Below are 16520 nucleotides of genomic sequence, written 5' to 3' on the forward strand. Positions count from 1 at the left end.
CAACGTGACAGCCACAGACAGGGCAGTGGAGCTGGTCAGGGTCGCGGCAGAGGCCGCCTCCGACAAGCTCGCCCAGGAGATCATCGCCTACGACGTCAGCGAGCAGCTGGCCATCACCGAGGCCTTCGTCCTGTGCTCGGCACCCAACGACCGCCAGGTCCGCTCGATCATCGACGAGGTCGAGGACCAGCTGCGGATCAAGGCCGGCGCCAAGCCGGTCCGGCGCGAGGGCGAGCGCGACGGGCGCTGGGTCCTGCTCGACTACGTCGACATCGTCGTGCACATCCAGCACGAGGAGGAGCGCGGCTACTACGGCCTCGAACGGCTGTGGAAGGACTGCCCCGAGATCGAGCTCCCCGAGGGCTCGCGCGGCGCCGAGCGCACGCCGCTGGACCAGTAGCGCTCCCGCGCCCGGTCTCCCACCCAGCGACACCCCGAGCGGAGAGACACATCACGTGAGCGACACCCGTCGTGTGCTGTTCTGGCGGCACGGACGCACGGCCTGGAACGTGGAGAACCGTTTCCAGGGCCAGACCGACATCGAGCTCGACAGGACCGGTCACGCCCAGGCGGACCGGGCCGGACGGCTCCTCGCCACGATGGAACCCGACGCCATCGTGGCCTCCGACCTCAGGCGCGCCGCGGACACGGCGGGCTACCTCGGCCGGGCCACCGGCCTGCGGATCGAGTTCGACAAGGGGCTGCGCGAGCGCTTCGGCGGCTCCTGGGAAGGACTCACCGGCGTCGAGCTGGCCGAACGCTGGCCGGTCGAGCACGCGCGCATGGACATCCCCGACGGGGAGTCCATCTCCGAGGTGGGCGACCGCATGCAGGCCGCTGTCGACCGGGCGCTGGCCAGGACCCCCGACGGCGGACTGCTCGTGGTGGTCAGCCACGGCGCCGCCCTGCGCGTCGCGATCTCCCGCATGCTGGGGATCCCCGACGAACAGCGCGAGATCCTGGGACCGCTCAGCAACTGCTGCTGGTCGGTGCTCAGGCAGCACAGGGGGATGTGGCGCCTGATGGAGCACAACGCGGCGAGTCTGCCCGAACCGGTGGTGCTCAGCGACGACGCCTGACCGGCCGCCTCGGGTCCGTTTCGACGTCCGCTCCGGATTCCGCTATTGTTGGGGGAGTCGGCCGGTTCCACCGATCGGCTCCCGACACGGGGCTATGGCGCAGTTGGTAGCGCGCCTCCATGGCATGGAGGAGGTCTGGGGTTCGAATCCCCATAGCTCCACTTTGAGAACGACCCTGCTCGCAAGCTCTGCTTGCTCGCGGGGTCGTTTCGTTTCTCCCGGGGGGAGACCCCCGGACCCCCTTGAGAACGACCCTGCTCGCAAGCCCTGCTTGCTCGCGGGGTCGTTCTGTTTCTTCCGGGGAGAGACCCCCGGACCTCCTCGACAACGGCCCCGCCCGCGAGCTCGGCTTGCTCGCGGGGTCGTTCTGTTTTTCCGGGAGCCCCAGGGTTCCCGCTTTCCCGAGGCCCCGGGACGGCCTGAGTGTCAACCATGGTTGACGCTTCCAGGGGTGTCAACGATAGTTGACAGCATGGACAAGTTCACCGACCTCGCCGACGGCGGGGACCGCGACCCGATCACCGAGCTCGCCGCCCTGGCGGAGCTGTGTGCGGACCTGGAGCGCAGAAAGGCCGTCCTGGTGCGCCGGGCCCGCAACGACGGCGTCACCTGGGCCGCCATCGCCACGGTGCTGGGTGTCTCCAAGCAGGCGGTGCACAAGAAGTACGGCAGAAGCCGGACGCCGGGAGAGCGCTGACGGACCTGCGGGCTTGACGAACCGGGGACCTGGGTACTGGGGGTGATTACCCGCTCATCCCCGGTCATGGCCAGGGGTGGAGAGGGGAGCACAAGAAGGACCGAGCCGACACGCGACATCCCCGTCGGTGTCAGGGGAGGGGAACTCATGGCCGAACCGCCGCACCGCGGGGCAGGGGGGTGGCGCGGGCCGGCTGCCGCCGTCGCCGCCCTGGTACTGGTCGCCGGGTGCGGACCGCCGCCCGGTGAGGCGGAGGGGAGCGGCGGCCTCGCCGACGACCCGAAGTTCGTGTGGGCGGTCACCGGCGCCGACCGCCCCGCGCACGAGGCCGTCGCGCGGCTGTGGAACGAGAACAATCCCGACCGCCAGGTCGAGGTCTACTTCCTCGCCCCGACCGCCGACGAGCAGCGCCGGGCCCTGTTCCAGGACCTGCAGAGCCGGGCCGGCGACTTCGACGTCCTGGGCCTCGACGTCATCTGGACCGGTGAGTTCGCCGACTTCGGCTACGTCGAGAGCCTGGAGGACCTGAGACCCGAGGTCGAGGGCGTCAGCCTGCCCGGGGCCCTCGACAGCGCCCAGTGGCAGGACGAGCTCTACGCCCTGCCCTACTCGTCCAACGGCGCCTTCCTCTACTACCGCACCGACCTGGTGGACGAGCCGCCCCGGACCTGGGAGGAACTCTACGAGACGGGGACCGCGGCCGCCGAGGAGGCCGGGATCTCCGGCTACGTCGGCCAGGGTGACCAGTACGAGGGCTTCGTCGTCACCTACCTGGAACTGTTCTGGTCCGCCGGCGGCGAGCTGTTCGACGAGGACCAGACCCGGAGCACCTTCCTGGAGGGCGACGCCGCCGAGCGCTCACTGGACTTCATGTCCCGGGCGCACGAGGGCGGTCTCTTCGCCGAGGGCTTCGACTCCATGGTCGAGGACGACGCCCGTGCCCTGTTCCAGGCGGGCGAGGCCGTCTACATGCGCAACTGGCCCTACGCGATCCCGCTCCTCGAGGGCGAGGCGGGGGAGGAGAGCGCGGTCGCCGGGAAGTTCGGGGTCGCTCCGCTGCCCACCTTCGACGGCGAGGGCTCCACCAGCGCGCTGGGCGGGCTCAACAACGCCGTCAGCACACTGAGCGACAGCAAGGAGCTGGCCCGCGAGTTCGTTCTGTGGGCGGCGACGGACCCGGGAGCCCAGGAGGCGCTCATCGAGCACAGCATCGCGCCGACCATGCTCAGCATCTACGAGGAGGCGGAGGACCCGAACGTGCAGCTGCTCGGGGAGATCCTCACCGAGGCGCATCCCAGGCCGCCGGTACCCGGCTACAACTCGCTGTCGCTGGCCGTTCAGGACAACGTGTATCCCGCCTACCTGGGGCACGAGGACCCTCGGAAGGCGCTGGAAGCGGTGGACCGGGCAGCCGGCGAAGCACTCGGACAGGAGTAGGCGGCCATGGCGACGATTTCGAGGGGCACGAGCCGGGAGGGACGTGTGCGGCGCGGCCTGGGAGAGAGGGCGATGGGCAGGATCTTCCTGACCCCGTCCTTCGCCTTCATGGCCGTCATCGCCCTCTTCCCGGTGTTCTACGCCGTGGTGGTGAGCCTCTACCGCGTGCGCGGCTTCAACAGCGAGTTCGTCGGGCTCGGCAACTACGCGCAGGCGCTGACGGACCCCGACTTCTACAACGCGGTCCTCAACACCCTGGTGTTCACGGTCGCGTCGGTGACGCTGGAGTTCGTCATCGGGATGGGGTTCGCGCTGATCATGCACCAGGCGTTCGTGGGCCGCGGCCTGACCCGCGCGGTCATCCTGGTGCCGTGGGTGATCCCCACCGCCGTCGCCGCGCAGGTGTGGCGGTACATGTTCGACCACAACCCCGGCTTCGCGAACGCGGTGCTGGGCGCCGAGATCAACTGGCTGCGCGATCCGGCGTGGTCGATGGTCGCCATCATCGGCGCCGACGTCTGGAAGACCGCGCCGTTCGTGGCACTGCTGCTGCTCGCCGGGCTGCAGACGATTCCGGGGGACTACTACGAGGCGGCCGAGGTCGACGGTGCGGGACCGATCCAGCGGTTCTGGTCCATCACCCTGCCGCTCCTGCGGCCGGCGATCGTCGTCGCGCTGCTGTTCCGCACGGTGGACGCGCTGCGCATGTTCGACTTCGCGTACGTGTTCTCCGGCTACTCGAACTCGCTGGCCACCCTGTCGGTGTACGCCCAGCGGTTCCTGATCGCCGAGCCGCGGCTCGGCTACGCGAACGCGCTGTCCACGCTCACGTTCGTTGTCGTCATGCTCGTCGGCCTGGCCTTCATCAGCCGGATGGGCAGGCACATGGTCGGAGACGCAGCAGGGGAGGGAGAGCGATGACGAGCAGGACGGAGAGGAACGAGATCGCCCGGGTGGTGGGCCGGGCCCGACGGCCGCGCCGCAAGGTGCCGCCCGCTCTGGCGAACGCACTCAAGATCGCGGGCCTGGCCGTGGTCCTGCTGTGGTGCCTGTTCCCGTTCCTGTGGATGGCGATGACGAGTCTGCGCACCGGGGCGGACGCGCTCACCGACCCGAACATCCTGCGGGGGCCGTTCAACCTCGACAACTACCGGCAGGTCGTCGACCTCGGCTTCCACTTCGCGCTGCGCAACTCGCTGGTCGTGGCGGCGCTGACGACGCTGATCTGCATCCCCGTGGCGTCCCTGGCGGGGTACGCGCTCGCACGGCTGCCGCTGGCGGGCAAGTTCCTCATCCTGTCCGTCACCCTGGTGGCGACGCTCTTCCCGCCGGTGGCACTGGTCAACCCGCTGTACCAGATGTACCTGAGGATCGACGAGTGGACGGGGATCAGCCTGCTCAACTCCTACGCGGGCATGGTCATCCCGTACGTGGCGCTGACCCTGCCGCTGGCCGTCTTCATCCTCACCACGTTCTTCGCGGGCATCCCCAAGGAGATCGAGGAGTCGGCGAAGGTGGACGGCGCCACGCCCTTCCAGGCCTTCTGGAGGGTGGTGGTGCCGCTGGCCGCCCCGGGCGTGGGTGCGGCCGCGATCCTCACCTTCGTGTACGCGACCAACGAATTCCTGCTGGCGTTCTCGTTCGCGCCGCGCGACCTGAACGTGCAGACCGTCCCGGTCTTCATCGGTACGTTCCAGCGCGTGGGGTACGAGAACCCCATCGGCCAGGTCATGGCCGCGTCGGTCCTGGTGTCGATCCCGCTCATCGCCTTCGCGCTGATCCTGCAGCGCCGCATCGTCGCCGGACTGACCTCCGGTGCGGTCAAGGGCTGAGCGGGGCGTCCCGCCCGGGCGGCGGGGAGGGCCGGACGGGGAGGAACGGCGGTACCGCGAGGCGGAACGGCCGGACCGGGGTGTGCGACCGCGAGGGGCTCGGAGACACGGAACCCGCCGGGCACGGGGCCCGGCGGGTCGGCGGGTGTCGGACGGACAGGGGTCAGAGGTAGAGCCCGGTGCCCCGCTCGGGAGCCTCCTTGGCGATGGCGTGCACGTCGCGCTCGCGCAGGATGACGTAGCGTTCGCCGTTCAACTCGACCTCGCCCTGTTCCTCCGGGTCGAAGAGCACACGGTCACCGGTCTTCACGTGCCGGGCGCCGGTTCCGGCACCCACGACCTCGCCCCAGGCGAGCCTGGTGGCCAGCTTCACCGTGTCCGGGATGACCAGGCCGGCGCTGCTGCGCCGTTCGCTCTTGTCCACGACCGTCTTCACGAGCAGGCGGTCGTGGAGCATCTGGATTTCAAGCTTTGATTCGGCCACGCCTCCAGGATATTGCGTCCGGACCGCGACCCAGGGCCCGCATCCTCCCCCGGTCTCGACGGTGACGCGCAACACACTCCGTGGGTGCCCTGTGGACGCCCTGTTGGCTTCACCGCCTCTTCACCTCCGGTACAGTATTTCCATCGCCGTTCGGGGAAACCGACCGGCAATCCAGGGGCTATGGCGCAGTTGGTAGCGCGCCTCCATGGCATGGAGGAGGTCTGGGGTTCGAATCCCCATAGCTCCACCCTGGGAACGACCCTGCTCGCAAGCTCCGCTTGCTCGCGGGGTCGTTCTGTTTCTTCCGGGGGGAGACCCCCGGGCCCCCTCGGGAACGACCCTGCTCGCAAGTTCTGCTTGCTCGCGGGGTCGTTCTGTTTCTTCCGGGGGAAGACCCCCGGGCCTCCTCGACAACGGCCCCGCCCGCGAGCTCGGCTTGCGGGCGGGGTTGTTCCGTTTCTCCCCGGAACGGCGCGGTCAGGGCCCCTCGGTGCGGGTGCCGATGTGGTCCAGGAGGGCCGCGTCGCCGGAGACCAGGCGCTCCACCTCCTCGCCGCCGTCGCAGCGCCGCAGGGACACCGTCACCTGTCCCTCGGAGCGGCCCACCACGCGCCACGTCCCGCCGTGGTCCTCCCAGCGGCGGAGGGCGCCGGCCGGATCCGTATCTCCCATGGCCCCTTTTCTACGCCTTCGCGCGTGTTGTCGCCAGGGGGCGAACCACCGTGGCCGAGTCACCCCCGCAGGTCCGATAGACTGGTCCCACGACTTCGGGAAACCGAAGGACTCGGGGCTATGGCGCAGTTGGTAGCGCGCCTCCATGGCATGGAGGAGGTCTGGGGTTCGAATCCCCATAGCTCCACCTCGAGAACAACCCTGCTCGCAAGCTCCGCTTGCTCGCGGGGTTGTTCTGTTTCTTCCAGGGGAAGACCCCCGGGCCCCCTTGAGAACGACCCTGCTCGCAAGCTCCGCTCGCGGCCAGGGTCGTTTCGTTTCCTCCGGGGCCCGGGCTCCGCGGAGGCGGCCCTGTCCGCCGGCCGCGCCTGCTCGCGGGGTCGTTCTGCTCCGTCCCCGAATTTTGCCTTCCAGGTCTTGCGCCGGGAGCTTCGCCGGTCCATGATCAACATGTCGGTTGATTAACCAGGAGGTTGAACAAGGAGATGGCGGATGACTCGCTGAGCCTCGTCTTCGCCGCGTTGGCGGATCCGACCCGACGGGCGCTGCTCGCCCGGCTGGCGAGGGGTGAGGCCACGGTCAACGAGCTCGCGGAGCCGTTCCCCATCAGTCTCCAGGCGGTCTCCCGGCACCTGAAGGTCCTCGAACGCGCGGGACTCGTCAGCCGGGGCAGGGAGGCCCAGTGGCGGCCCTGCCGCCTGGAGACGCAGCCGCTGGAGGAGGCGTCGGAGTGGATCGGCCGCCACCGCCGCCAGTGGGAGGACCGCCTCGGCCGGCTCGACGAGGTGATCAGCCGTATCCAGCGGGGACAGCGGAGCAGCACCGGAACCACAGAGGGAGAGACCGAGAATGAGTGACCTCGAAGTGATCGTCGAGCCCGGCCGGCAGGACATCGTCGTCCGGCGCACCTTCGACGCCCCACGGGACGTCGTCTTCCGGGCGATGACCGAGCCCGAGCACCTCGCCAGGTGGTGGGGCCTGGCCGAGACCGAGACGGTCGTCGACCGGCTCGAGCTGCGCCCCGGCGGAACCTGGCGGTTCGTGGAGAAGGGCCCCGACGGCCGGGAGGACGCCTTCCGCGGTGTGTTCCACGACGTCGTCGCGCCCGAGCGCTTCGTGCAGACCTTCGAGTACGAGGGCATGCCGGGGCACGTGGCCATGGAGACCCACGCCCTGGAGGAGGACGGAGGCCGTACCCGCTACACCTCGGTCTCGGTGTTCCAGAGCGTCGAGGACCGCGACGGCATGGTGCGGTCGGGGATGGAGACCGGGCTGAGGCAGTCCCTGGACGCCCTGGAGGAGCTCGCCGGGTCGCTGACCTGAGCGTTGCCGCGGTCGGCCGGGCCCCCGGGTCCGGCCGACCGGTCCTGTGGACAGCGGCCGCGATGTCCCCCGCGGCCGGTACTGTCGATCCCGTGGCAGATCTCCCCGATGTCCCGACCATGCTCGACACGGCCGTGAAGGCCCTCGGCGGCAACCGCCGCGAGGGACAGTCCGCCATGGCCGAGGCGGTGGCGGAGGCAGTCCAGAAGCGCGAACACCTCGTCGTCCAGGCCGGTACCGGCACCGGGAAGTCCCTGGCCTACCTCGTGCCCGCCATTCGACACGCCTTGGACAAGGAGACCACCGTCGTCGTCTCCACCGCGACCATCGCGCTCCAGACCCAGCTCGTCGAACGCGACCTGCCGCGCCTGGCCAAGGCACTCGCGCCCCTGCTGCCCCGCGAACCCACGTTCGCCGTGCTCAAGGGCCGCCGCAACTACCTGTGCCGCAACCGGTTGGAGAGCGCCGGCGACGAGCACGACGAGGCCGAACTCTTCGACCCCCGCCAGCTCTCCTCCCTCGGCAAACAGGTCGCCCGCCTGCACGAGTGGGCGGAGGAGACGGTCACCGGCGACCGGGACGAGCTCGTCCCCGGCGTCGGCGACCTGGCCTGGCGGCAGGTGTCCGTGGGCGCGAACGAGTGCGTGGGGGCCCGGGTCTGCGCCTTCGGCCAGGAGTGCTTCGCCGAGTTCGCCCGCGAGGCCGCCCAGGGCGTCGACGTGGTGGTCACCAACCACGCCATGCTCTCCATCGACATGACCCAGGGCAACCACATCCTGCCCGAGCACGACACGATCATGATCGACGAGGCGCACGAGCTCGTCGACCGCGCCACCTCGGTCGCCACCGGCACCCTCGGTGAGCGCGCCGTCTCCCTCGCCGCCAAGCGCGCCGCCCGACTGGTCGAACCCGGGGTGAGCGAGCGCCTCGCCGAGTGCGCCGACGGCCTCGCCCTCATGTTCGCCGACGTCCCCGAGGGGCGCCTGGACCACATCGACGAGGCCCTGGCCGGCGCCGTCGCCGCCACCCGCGACGCCGCGTCCGCCTGCGTCACCGCCATCGGTCCCTCGAACGGGGAGAGCGATGCCGACACCGCCAGTGAGCGCCGCATGGCCCTGGCCTCTCTCGGCGAGGTCCACGACACCGCTGTGCGGATCCTGGAGTCCTTCGAACCCGCCCTGCGCGACCGCACCGAGGTCGTCTGGCTCACCCGGGCCCCCGGCCGCCAGCCCGCCCTCGGCATCGCTCCGCTCGGTGTGGGCGGGCTGCTGCGGGAGAAGCTCTTCGGCGACCGCACGGTGGTCCTCACCTCCGCCACGCTCACCCTGGGCGGCTCCTTCACCTCCCTGGCCCACCAGTGGGGACTGGGCCGGGAGGTCACCGAGGAGAACGCCGAGCGCGCCGCCCGGGGCGCCGAACCCGACGACCCCTCCGACGAGGACGGTCCGCACCGCGCCGCGGGGGAGCCCCGATGGCGGGCGCTCGACGTCGGCTCGCCCTTCGACCACGCCCGCAGCGGCATCCTCTACGTGGCCACGCACCTGCCCCAGCCGGGCCGCGACGGGCTGCTCCCGGCCTACGTCGACGAGATCTCCGAGCTCATCGAGGCCGCCGACGGCCGCACGCTCGGCCTGTTCTCCTCCATGCGCGCGGCCAAACAGGCCACCGAGGAGCTGCGCGAGCGCCTCGACCATCCGATCCTGTGCCAGGGGGAGGACTCCACCGGCCAGCTCGTCCGCCGCTTCGCCGACGACGAGCGGGCGTGCCTGTTCGGCACCCTGTCGCTGTGGCAGGGCGTGGACGTCCCGGGGCCGTCGCTGTCCCTGGTGATCGTGGACCGCATTCCTTTTCCCCGGCCCGACGACCCGCTGGCCTCCGCCCGCCAGCGCTCCATCGCGGCGCACGGCGGCAACGGCTTCCTGTCGGTGGCCGCCACCCACGCCGCGCTGCTGCTCGCGCAGGGCACCGGGCGCCTGCTGCGCTCCACCGGGGACCGGGGCGTCATCGCGGTGCTGGACCCGCGGCTGGCCACCGCCCGCTACGGCGGTTTCCTGCGTGCCTCGCTCCCGCCCTACTGGGGGACCACCGACCCCTCGGTCGCGCGGGCCGCGCTGCGCCGGCTCTCGGGCCGGTCCGCTCCCGAGCCCGCCGCCTGACCGGGAGAGGCGGCCGGGCACTCTCGGGACGCCCGGCCGCCTCCGCTTCCGTCAGCCCCGTGTGCGGTACCCGAAGAGGCGGACCGCGTAGCCGGGGGAGTCGTCCTCGGCCTCGTGGATGTACCAGCGGTCGTCGTGCTCGCCGACCAGGAGCTCGTTCCACATCATGTCGATGAGCTTGAGCCGGGAGACGACGGACGCCTCCGGGTCCAGCACGATGGAATAGGAGCGGTCGGTCAGGCGCTGGGTCACCATGGCCACGGACTGCCCGCCCCAGATCGCGGGAACGGGCGCGTGGCCCACCTCGACCCCGCACAGCCGGAGCTGCTCGACCTCTTCGTCCAGGGCCTCGGCCGCCAGGGCGCCGTCCAGCCGCAGGGCGTCCTCCAGCTCGTCGCGGTCCTCGTCGCCGCGAAGGTAGGCGTGGTAGGTGCGGCAGCCGCAGGTGCGGCACTTGCGCCAGACGACGCAGCGGGCCAGCCCGTAGGCGGACTGTGCCTCGCCGACACTCCGGTAGTCGCTCACCTCGCGCATCGAGCCGCATTCGCAGCACAGGGCCGTGAGATCCTGCTTCATCAGAGTCCCCCCTCCCAGGCGAGTATGCGACGGATGAAGCCCGTTAGGGAACCCGTTCGGCGAGGAAGTCGCGGCAAGGACTCGTCATCAATGCCCAAAATGACCCGGTCGCGGGTTTCGGGCACCGCGGAGCAGGGACACGGGTGTCCCGTCTCACTCGTCCAGGGACAGGCCCCGCTTGTTGCGCGCGCTCCAGTCCCGCATCCGCTGCGGATAGCCCACGATCTGGGCGTCGTAGACCGGCGCCGCCAGTTTGCGGGCCACCTTGCGCATCACCTCGGGGGAGCCGCAGCGGCGCCGGATCCACTCCCCGTCGGCGGCGACGGCGACCGCGGTGGTCCGGGTGGCGAAGGTCTCGGGCTCGACGAAGAACTCCACGCCCACCCTGCTCCTGGCGAACTCGATCAGGGCCTTGACGTCCGAGTCCTCGGAGGTCCGGTCGAAGCGGGTCTTGCCCTGGCGGTTGGCCTTGCGCAGTCCGAAGCGGTCTCGCCATCCCATGCGGGTCACGTTTCCTCGGGATCGGGGGTTGAGGGTTCAAGTTCAGTCTAGGACGTGAGTACGTCTTTCCCCGAGCCCTGAGCCGGACGGTTTCCCGCATTCCCCGGACGCAAGAGTCACCGCACTGCTACTTTCTGTGCATCAGCATCCGATCAGGGGAGAAGACGATGCCGATGTGGACATGGTCGGGGGAGACCGCCAGGCAGCTCAGGTCCATCGGGCAGGAGGACCTGGCCGAGGCCGTTGCCGAGCTGCCCGAACTCGCGGAGGCCGGCGACACCGCCCGGGTGGAGGCCGTGGCCCGCGCGGCCGCGCGTATCGCCCGGCGCCTGGCCACCGAGGCCGAGGACGGCCGGACCGCTGTGCCCGACGTCCTCGGCCCGCCCACACTGGCCTTCCTCTCGCACTGGCCCCTGGCCGTCCGGGTCGGCACCCTCGCCGAGGGGCGGCGCGCCCTGCCCCAGGCCGCGGCGGCCCTCGAGGAGGAGACCGGCCCGTACGACCGCGGCCCCTTCCCGGTCTCCGCGCTGGAGACCCTGACGCGATGCCACGCCAACATCGACGCGGCGGGCACCACCCAGACGCGCCGGGAACTGCTCTCCGCCCGCCGCCTGACCGGTTGGGAGCGCACCCCTGCCTGGCCCGCGCTCGTCCTCGCCCGGATCGGGCTGCTCGTCGACGAGGACCGCCCCGACCGGGCCGAGTACGAACTGCGCCGCTACGAGCACACCGCGACCGGGCCGGCGATGCTCGGAGCCGGCGGCGTCTTCACCATGGTCCGCGCCCTGCGCCGCCAGGACCGGCACGCCGACGCCCTCGTGGTCCTCGACCGCATGGAGGCCGAGCTGGGCCTGGACGGGGCCAACACCCGCCGCCCGGCGCTGCGCCGACTCGTCCGCTTCGAGCGCGCCCGCCTGCTGTCCTGGCTCACCCGCCTCGGGATGTGCCCGCCGCGCGAGGCCATCACGCCGCTGCCCACGGTGGAGGAGGCCGAGGCCCACCCGCACCTGCGCCCGGCATGGGTCGAGGCGGTGGAGAACCTGGTGTGCCACGGCAGCGTCCGCAACGACTGGCGCCTGGGGGTGCGGGTCACCACCTGGTCCCGCTACTTCGAGCGCGTGGGTGCGCCCCGCCGCGGCGCGGAGCTGGCTCTGGCGGCCGCCCGGCTGGCCGTGGGCCGCGGCGCCCTGTGGGTGGCGAGCTGTTCGGCTCAGCGCGCCGAACGGCTCATCGGCGAGCTGAGCAACACGGACGAGATCCGGGGAGACCTGGCCGAGGCCCGTGCCATGGTCGACGCGATGCCGCCGCTCCAGCCGCTGGCCCCGCCCGACCGCATCCTCGACTTCCTGCAGGCCCAGCCGACCGAGGAGGTCGACCCCGAACGCCAGGCGGAGCAGGTCAACGCCGCACTGGCCGACCGTCCGCACGACAGCATGCTGCTCTCCGCGCTCGGTCAGGTGGGCCGCACGCTCATGCTCTCCGACGCGGCCACCGAACCCCAGTGGCGCCACGTCAAGGAGAGCCCCGGCGACCAGCGCGCCGCCCTGTCCCTGCTCGAGACCCTCCTGCACGACAACGACACGGCGGGTGTGCGCAACCTCGTGCGCACCCTCGCGGCGGGTGCCTTCACCGCCCCCGCCCCCGCCGAGCCCCCGGCCCCGCTGGAGGCCCCCGCCCCCGAGCCGGTGGGCACGGCCTCCTAGGCCACTGCACCGAGGCCGTGTTCTCCGGGTGCTCTCGCCGCGTCGGCGGAGCCGATCCTCCGGAGAACGGCCGGCCGGGCGCTCCCTTGCGAGGCAGGAAGCGCGGCTCGGCCCGGCCTCGCAAGCTTCTCCGGCGAGGCAAGGGGGTGCCTGGCGGCCGTGCGGTCCGAGACGATCCGAAAAGCAGGGCCGAGGCCGGACCCCGCTCGGTCGAGAGGTCAGAGGGACAGGGGGACCTCACCCGCGGCCAGGGCGCGGCCGGCCGGGTAGGCCAGCGCGGCGTCGGGCATCCGGCCGGGGCGGCCGCTGTGCAGGACGCGCACGCTGCCCGACCGGTGCGACACGGGCACGTCCCCGATGCGGCGCAGCACCTGCGCCGCCACGGCGCGGGCGGCGGTGAACAGCGCCGGGGCCTCGGTGCCCGGCCCCCGGCGCTTCCGCAGGGCCGAGGTGATCTCCTCACCCACCAGGTCGTAGTGGGTGCACCCGAGCACCACCCCGCGCACATCGGCCGGGGTGGCGTCGGCCGCCCGGCCGACCGCCTCGGTGATCCGGCCCGGATCGGCCGACTCCACCGCCTCGGCCAGCCCCAGGCAGGCCACGGGTGTGACCGTGGCGTCCCCGGCGAAGGTCTCGATCAGGCGGCGCTGGTAGCTGCTGCGGGTGGTGGCCGCGGTCGACCACACGGCGATCGGCCCGCCCGCGGCGGCCGCCGGCTTGATGGGCGGGACCGTGCCCACCACCGGAATCCCCGGCTCGAACACGGCGCGCAGTTCGGTGAGCCCGTGCACCGACGCCGTGTTGCACGGCACGACCACGGCGTCCAGGCCCCCGTCCCCGGCGGCCTCGGCGGCGGCCCGGGCCCCGGCCAGGGCGCGTCCGATCACTTCGTCGGGGGTACGCGGGCCCCACGGCATGTGGTCGGGGTCCATGGACAGGAGCAGATCGGCATCCGGACGGGCCGCGAACAGGGCCGCGGCGGTGGACAGCATGCCGATACCGGAGTCAACGAGAGCGATGCGCACGACCCCTGATCCTATCCGCGTCCGCGCGCCGACCTCCTCGGCACATCGCCGCAGCCATCACTTGCGAAGCAGGAAACTCTTGCGCCACAACAGCCTTCGCGGTACGGCGCAACACGGGGCGTATGGGGTGGCAAACCCGCCTACCCGTAGGTAGAACTGAGGGGATCGGCCTTCGGGGGGCCGGTCCGTGCCGAGTGCACGCCGACGCCGGAAACGGGAGAGCGGATGACTCCACGACAGCAGGGAACGATCGGCACCGCCGACACCACCGGTGCCGCCGAACCGGCGGAGCACACCGCGGCGGTCCGGCGCCTGCTCCGCGACTACCGGGCCCTGCCCCCGGGGACGCCGGTCCGCCTGGCCAAGCCCACCTCCAACCTCTTCCGGTTCCGGGAGTCCGGCTCCGCTCCGGCGCTCGACGTCTCCGCCTTCACCGGTGTCCTCTCCATCGACCCGGTCGAGCGCCTCGCCGACGTCGGCGGCATGACCACCTACGAGGACCTCGTCGCCGCCACCCTTCCGCACGGACTCATGCCGACGGTCGTCCCCCAGCTGCGCACCATCACCCTGGGCGGCGCCGTCACCGGTATGGGCATCGAGTCCTCCTCCTTCCGCAGCGGCCTCCCGCACGAGGCCGTCCAGGAGATGGAGATCCTCACCGGTGGGGGCGAGGTCGTCACCGCCACGCGCGACAACGCGCACAGCGACCTCTTCCACGGCTTCCCCAACTCCTACGGGACCCTCGGTTACGCTCTGCGCCTGCGCATCGAGCTCGAACCCGTCTCCCCGTACGTGCACCTGCGCCACCTGCGCTTCTCCGACGCGTCCGAGGCCATGGACGCCCTCGCCCGGATCTGCGCCGACCGCGAGTACGGCGGCCGGCCCGTGGACTTCGTCGACGGCGTCGCCTTCGGCCCCGGAGAGCTCTACCTCACCCTGGCCCGCTTCACCGACGAGGCGCCCTGGACCAGCGACTACACCGGCAACGAGATCTACTACCGCTCCATCCCGAGATACGCGGGCGCGGGTCCCGGCGACTACCTCACCACGCACGACTACCTGTGGCGCTGGGACACCGACTGGTTCTGGTGCTCGCGCGCCTTCGGCGTCCAGCATCCGCTGGTCCGCCCCCTGTGGCCGCGTTCGCTCAAGCGCTCCGACGTCTACCGCCGCCTGGTCGCCTGGGACAGGCGCACCTCCTTCTCCCGGCTGCTGGACCACTACCGGGGGCGGCGCCCGAAGGAGCCCCTCATCCAGGACGTCGAGGTGGGCGTGGAGCGCGGCGCCGAGTTCCTCGACTTCTTCCACGAGGAGATCGGCATGTCCCCCGTGTGGATGTGCCCGCTGCGCCTGCGCGAACCCCGCCGCCCCGGCGCGGCCGAGGGTGAGCACGTCTGGCCGCTCTACCCCCTGGAGAACGACCGGCTCTACGTCAACTTCGGCTTCTGGGGCCTGGTGGAGATGAAACCGGGCCAGCGCCGGGCCCACCACAACCGCCGGATCGAGGAGCGCGTCACCGAGCTCGGCGGCCACAAGTCGCTGTACTCCGACTCCTTCTACGAGGAGGACGAGTTCTGGCGGCTCTACAACGGTCCCGCCTACCGGGGCCTCAAGGAGGCCTACGACCCCGGAGGGAGGCTGCTGGACCTGTACGCCAAGTGCGTGCACAACCGCTGAGGGCACACAGCAACGGGGCGCGACCCGTGGGCGGGCCGCTCCACGAGAGGAAGGAAGAGCAGTGCGGCTTGCCGAGATCTTCGAGCGCGTCGTGGGAACCGACGCGCCTCTCCGATTCACCGCCTACGACGGAAGCAGTGCCGGTGATCCCGGCAGCGACGTACGCCTCCACGTGCGTACCCCCGTCGCTGTCAACTACCTCGCCCAGTCCCCGAACCCGCTCGGCCTCACCCGCGCCTACGTGTCCGGCCACCTGGAGGTGGAGGGGGACATGTACACCGCCCTGCGGCGCATGGCCGACTTCGTGTTCGCCGAGGGCCCCCGGATCTCGGTGCGCGACATCGCCGACATCGTCCGCTCGGTCGGCTGGGTCAAGTTCGCCAACCGGGTCGCCCCTCCGCCGCAGGAGATGACACGCGGCCGCCTGGCCAGACGCGGCTGGCGCCACTCCAAGGAACGTGACGCCGAGGTCATCCGCCACCACTACGACGTCTCCAACGCCTTCTACGAGATGGTGCTGGGCCCCTCCATGACCTACACCTGCGCGGTCTTCGACAACACCGACAGCGGCCTGGACCGGGTGGAGGCCGGTGACGGGGCGCTGGAGAGCGCCCAGTTCCGCAAGTACGAGCTGGTCTCGAGGAAGCTCGGTCTGGAACCGGGCATGCGGCTGCTCGACGTGGGCTGCGGCTGGGGCGGCATGGTCGTGCACGCCGCCCGCGAGCACGGCGTCCGCGCGCTGGGCGTGACCCTGTCCAAGGAGCAGGCCGAGTGGGCGTCCAAGAGGATCGCCCAGGAGGGTCTGTCGGACCTGGCCGAGGTCCGCCACATGGACTACCGGGACGTCGCCGACGGCAGCTACGACCGGATCAGCTCCATCGGCCTGACCGAGCACATCGGGGCGAGGAACCTGCCCTCCTACTTCGCCTCGCTCCACAGCAAGCTGGTCCCCGGCGGGCGGCTGCTCAACCACTGCATCACCCGCCCCCGCAACGACCTGCCCCGCATGGACCCGGACGGCGTCATCAACCGCTACGTCTTCCCCGACGGGGAGCTGGAGGGCCCCGCCGAGATCCAGGCGGCCATGAACGACGCGGGGTTCGAGATCCGCCACCAGGAGAACATCCGCGAGCACTACGCACTGACGCTGCGCCACTGGGGCGCCAACCTGGAACGCAACTGGGATGCGGCGGTCGCCGAGGTCGGGGAGGGCACCGCGCGCGTGTGGCGGCTCTACATGGCCGCGTGTGTGCTCGGCTTCGAGCGCAACGTGGTGCAGCTGCACCACATCCTCGGGGTGAAGCCCGACGGCACCGAGTCGCACATGCCGCTGCGCCCCGCCTTCTGACCCGACCGGC

17 protein-coding genes and 3 tRNA genes are annotated in these 16520 nt (G+C 71.3%); 15 read left to right on the forward strand and 5 right to left on the reverse strand.

Annotated features, from left to right (window positions below):
- The first annotated feature begins 4 nt into the window (after positions 1–4).
- From rsfS to FHS13_RS05045, 7 genes are all read left to right on the forward strand, one after another.
- Positions 5–400 carry a ribosome silencing factor gene (gene rsfS, locus FHS13_RS05015; RefSeq protein ID WP_184288260.1) on the forward strand — a complete coding sequence of 132 codons (396 nt, stop codon included), beginning with the start codon at positions 5–7 and terminating at the stop codon, positions 398–400.
- Between the two features lie 55 nt (positions 401–455).
- Positions 456–1079, forward strand: a complete 624-nt coding sequence (locus tag FHS13_RS05020; RefSeq protein ID WP_184288263.1) for a histidine phosphatase family protein — start codon at positions 456–458, stop codon at positions 1077–1079.
- Positions 1080–1167: 88 nt separating this feature from the next.
- A tRNA-Ala gene (locus FHS13_RS05025) sits at positions 1168–1240 on the forward strand.
- A gap of 311 nt (positions 1241–1551) precedes the next feature.
- Positions 1552–1776, forward strand: coding sequence for a helix-turn-helix domain-containing protein (locus tag FHS13_RS05030; RefSeq protein WP_184288266.1), 225 nt, complete (start codon positions 1552–1554; stop codon positions 1774–1776).
- A gap of 147 nt (positions 1777–1923) precedes the next feature.
- Complete coding sequence (locus tag FHS13_RS05035) at positions 1924–3213, forward strand: ABC transporter substrate-binding protein (protein ID WP_184288267.1); 1290 nt, start codon at positions 1924–1926, stop codon at positions 3211–3213.
- Between the two features lie 72 nt (positions 3214–3285).
- On the forward strand, positions 3286–4134 hold the full coding sequence (locus FHS13_RS05040; protein ID WP_184289149.1) for a carbohydrate ABC transporter permease: 849 nt from the start codon (positions 3286–3288) through the stop codon (positions 4132–4134).
- Positions 4131–5045, forward strand: coding sequence for a carbohydrate ABC transporter permease (locus FHS13_RS05045; RefSeq protein WP_184288270.1), 915 nt, complete (start codon positions 4131–4133; stop codon positions 5043–5045). The genes FHS13_RS05040 and FHS13_RS05045 overlap by 4 nt, the downstream gene beginning before the upstream one ends.
- A 163-nt stretch (positions 5046–5208) precedes the next feature.
- Here FHS13_RS05045 and FHS13_RS05050 read toward each other — a convergent pair whose 3' ends face one another.
- Entirely contained in the window at positions 5209–5502 is a 294-nt protein-coding gene (locus FHS13_RS05050) for a GroES family chaperonin (RefSeq protein WP_184289152.1), read from the reverse strand.
- Between the two features lie 201 nt (positions 5503–5703).
- Here FHS13_RS05050 and FHS13_RS05055 point away from each other — a divergent pair.
- Positions 5704–5776: transfer RNA gene (locus tag FHS13_RS05055), tRNA-Ala, on the forward strand.
- A 230-nt stretch (positions 5777–6006) separates the two neighbouring features.
- Here the strand turns inward: FHS13_RS05055 and FHS13_RS05060 are convergent.
- Positions 6007–6201 (reverse strand): hypothetical protein, encoded by a 195-nt coding sequence (locus FHS13_RS05060; protein ID WP_184288273.1) that lies wholly within the window; start codon positions 6199–6201, stop codon positions 6007–6009.
- A 114-nt stretch (positions 6202–6315) separates the two neighbouring features.
- Between FHS13_RS05060 and FHS13_RS05065 the strand changes: the two genes are divergently transcribed.
- From FHS13_RS05065 to FHS13_RS05080, 4 genes are all read left to right on the forward strand, one after another.
- Positions 6316–6388, forward strand: a tRNA-Ala gene (locus FHS13_RS05065).
- A 298-nt stretch (positions 6389–6686) separates the two neighbouring features.
- Complete coding sequence (locus FHS13_RS05070) at positions 6687–7058, forward strand: ArsR/SmtB family transcription factor (protein WP_184288276.1); 372 nt, start codon at positions 6687–6689, stop codon at positions 7056–7058.
- Positions 7051–7524, forward strand: a complete 474-nt coding sequence (locus tag FHS13_RS05075; protein WP_184288279.1) for an SRPBCC family protein — start codon at positions 7051–7053, stop codon at positions 7522–7524. The genes FHS13_RS05070 and FHS13_RS05075 overlap by 8 nt, the downstream gene beginning before the upstream one ends.
- 92 nt (positions 7525–7616) lie before the next feature.
- Positions 7617–9680: an ATP-dependent DNA helicase gene (locus FHS13_RS05080; RefSeq protein ID WP_343064909.1), complete on the forward strand. Its 2064-nt coding sequence runs from the start codon at positions 7617–7619 to the stop codon at positions 9678–9680.
- A 51-nt stretch (positions 9681–9731) separates the two neighbouring features.
- Here the strand turns inward: FHS13_RS05080 and FHS13_RS05085 are convergent, their stop codons facing one another.
- Both FHS13_RS05085 and FHS13_RS05090 read right to left on the reverse strand, forming a co-directional pair.
- Positions 9732–10256, reverse strand: coding sequence for a DUF6315 family protein (locus tag FHS13_RS05085; RefSeq protein WP_184288282.1), 525 nt, complete (start codon positions 10254–10256; stop codon positions 9732–9734).
- A gap of 153 nt (positions 10257–10409) precedes the next feature.
- Entirely contained in the window at positions 10410–10757 is a 348-nt protein-coding gene (locus tag FHS13_RS05090; RefSeq protein WP_184288284.1) for a hypothetical protein, read from the reverse strand.
- 167 nt (positions 10758–10924) lie between these two features.
- Here FHS13_RS05090 and FHS13_RS05095 point away from each other — a divergent pair, with 167 nt between their 5' ends.
- The gene (locus FHS13_RS05095; protein ID WP_246404573.1) at positions 10925–12460 is read left to right on the forward strand and encodes a hypothetical protein; all 1536 of its coding nucleotides are present in this window, start codon (positions 10925–10927) and stop codon (positions 12458–12460) included.
- A gap of 218 nt (positions 12461–12678) precedes the next feature.
- Here the strand turns inward: FHS13_RS05095 and FHS13_RS05100 are convergent, their stop codons facing one another.
- Entirely contained in the window at positions 12679–13485 is an 807-nt protein-coding gene (locus FHS13_RS05100; protein WP_184288287.1) for an aspartate/glutamate racemase family protein, read from the reverse strand.
- 225 nt (positions 13486–13710) lie between these two features.
- On the opposite strand from FHS13_RS05100, the gene FHS13_RS05105 reads away from it, so the two are divergent.
- Together FHS13_RS05105 and FHS13_RS05110 are read left to right on the forward strand one after the other, a co-directional pair.
- On the forward strand, positions 13711–15162 hold the full coding sequence (locus FHS13_RS05105; RefSeq protein ID WP_184288291.1) for an FAD-binding oxidoreductase: 1452 nt from the start codon (positions 13711–13713) through the stop codon (positions 15160–15162).
- A gap of 61 nt (positions 15163–15223) precedes the next feature.
- Positions 15224–16510 carry a class I SAM-dependent methyltransferase gene (locus tag FHS13_RS05110; RefSeq protein ID WP_184288294.1) on the forward strand — a complete coding sequence of 429 codons (1287 nt, stop codon included), beginning with the start codon at positions 15224–15226 and terminating at the stop codon, positions 16508–16510.
- Positions 16511–16520: the final 10 nt, after the last annotated feature.

Source organism: Nocardiopsis algeriensis (genome assembly GCF_014203695.1).
Lineage (GTDB): Bacteria > Actinomycetota > Actinomycetes > Streptosporangiales > Streptosporangiaceae > Nocardiopsis > Nocardiopsis algeriensis.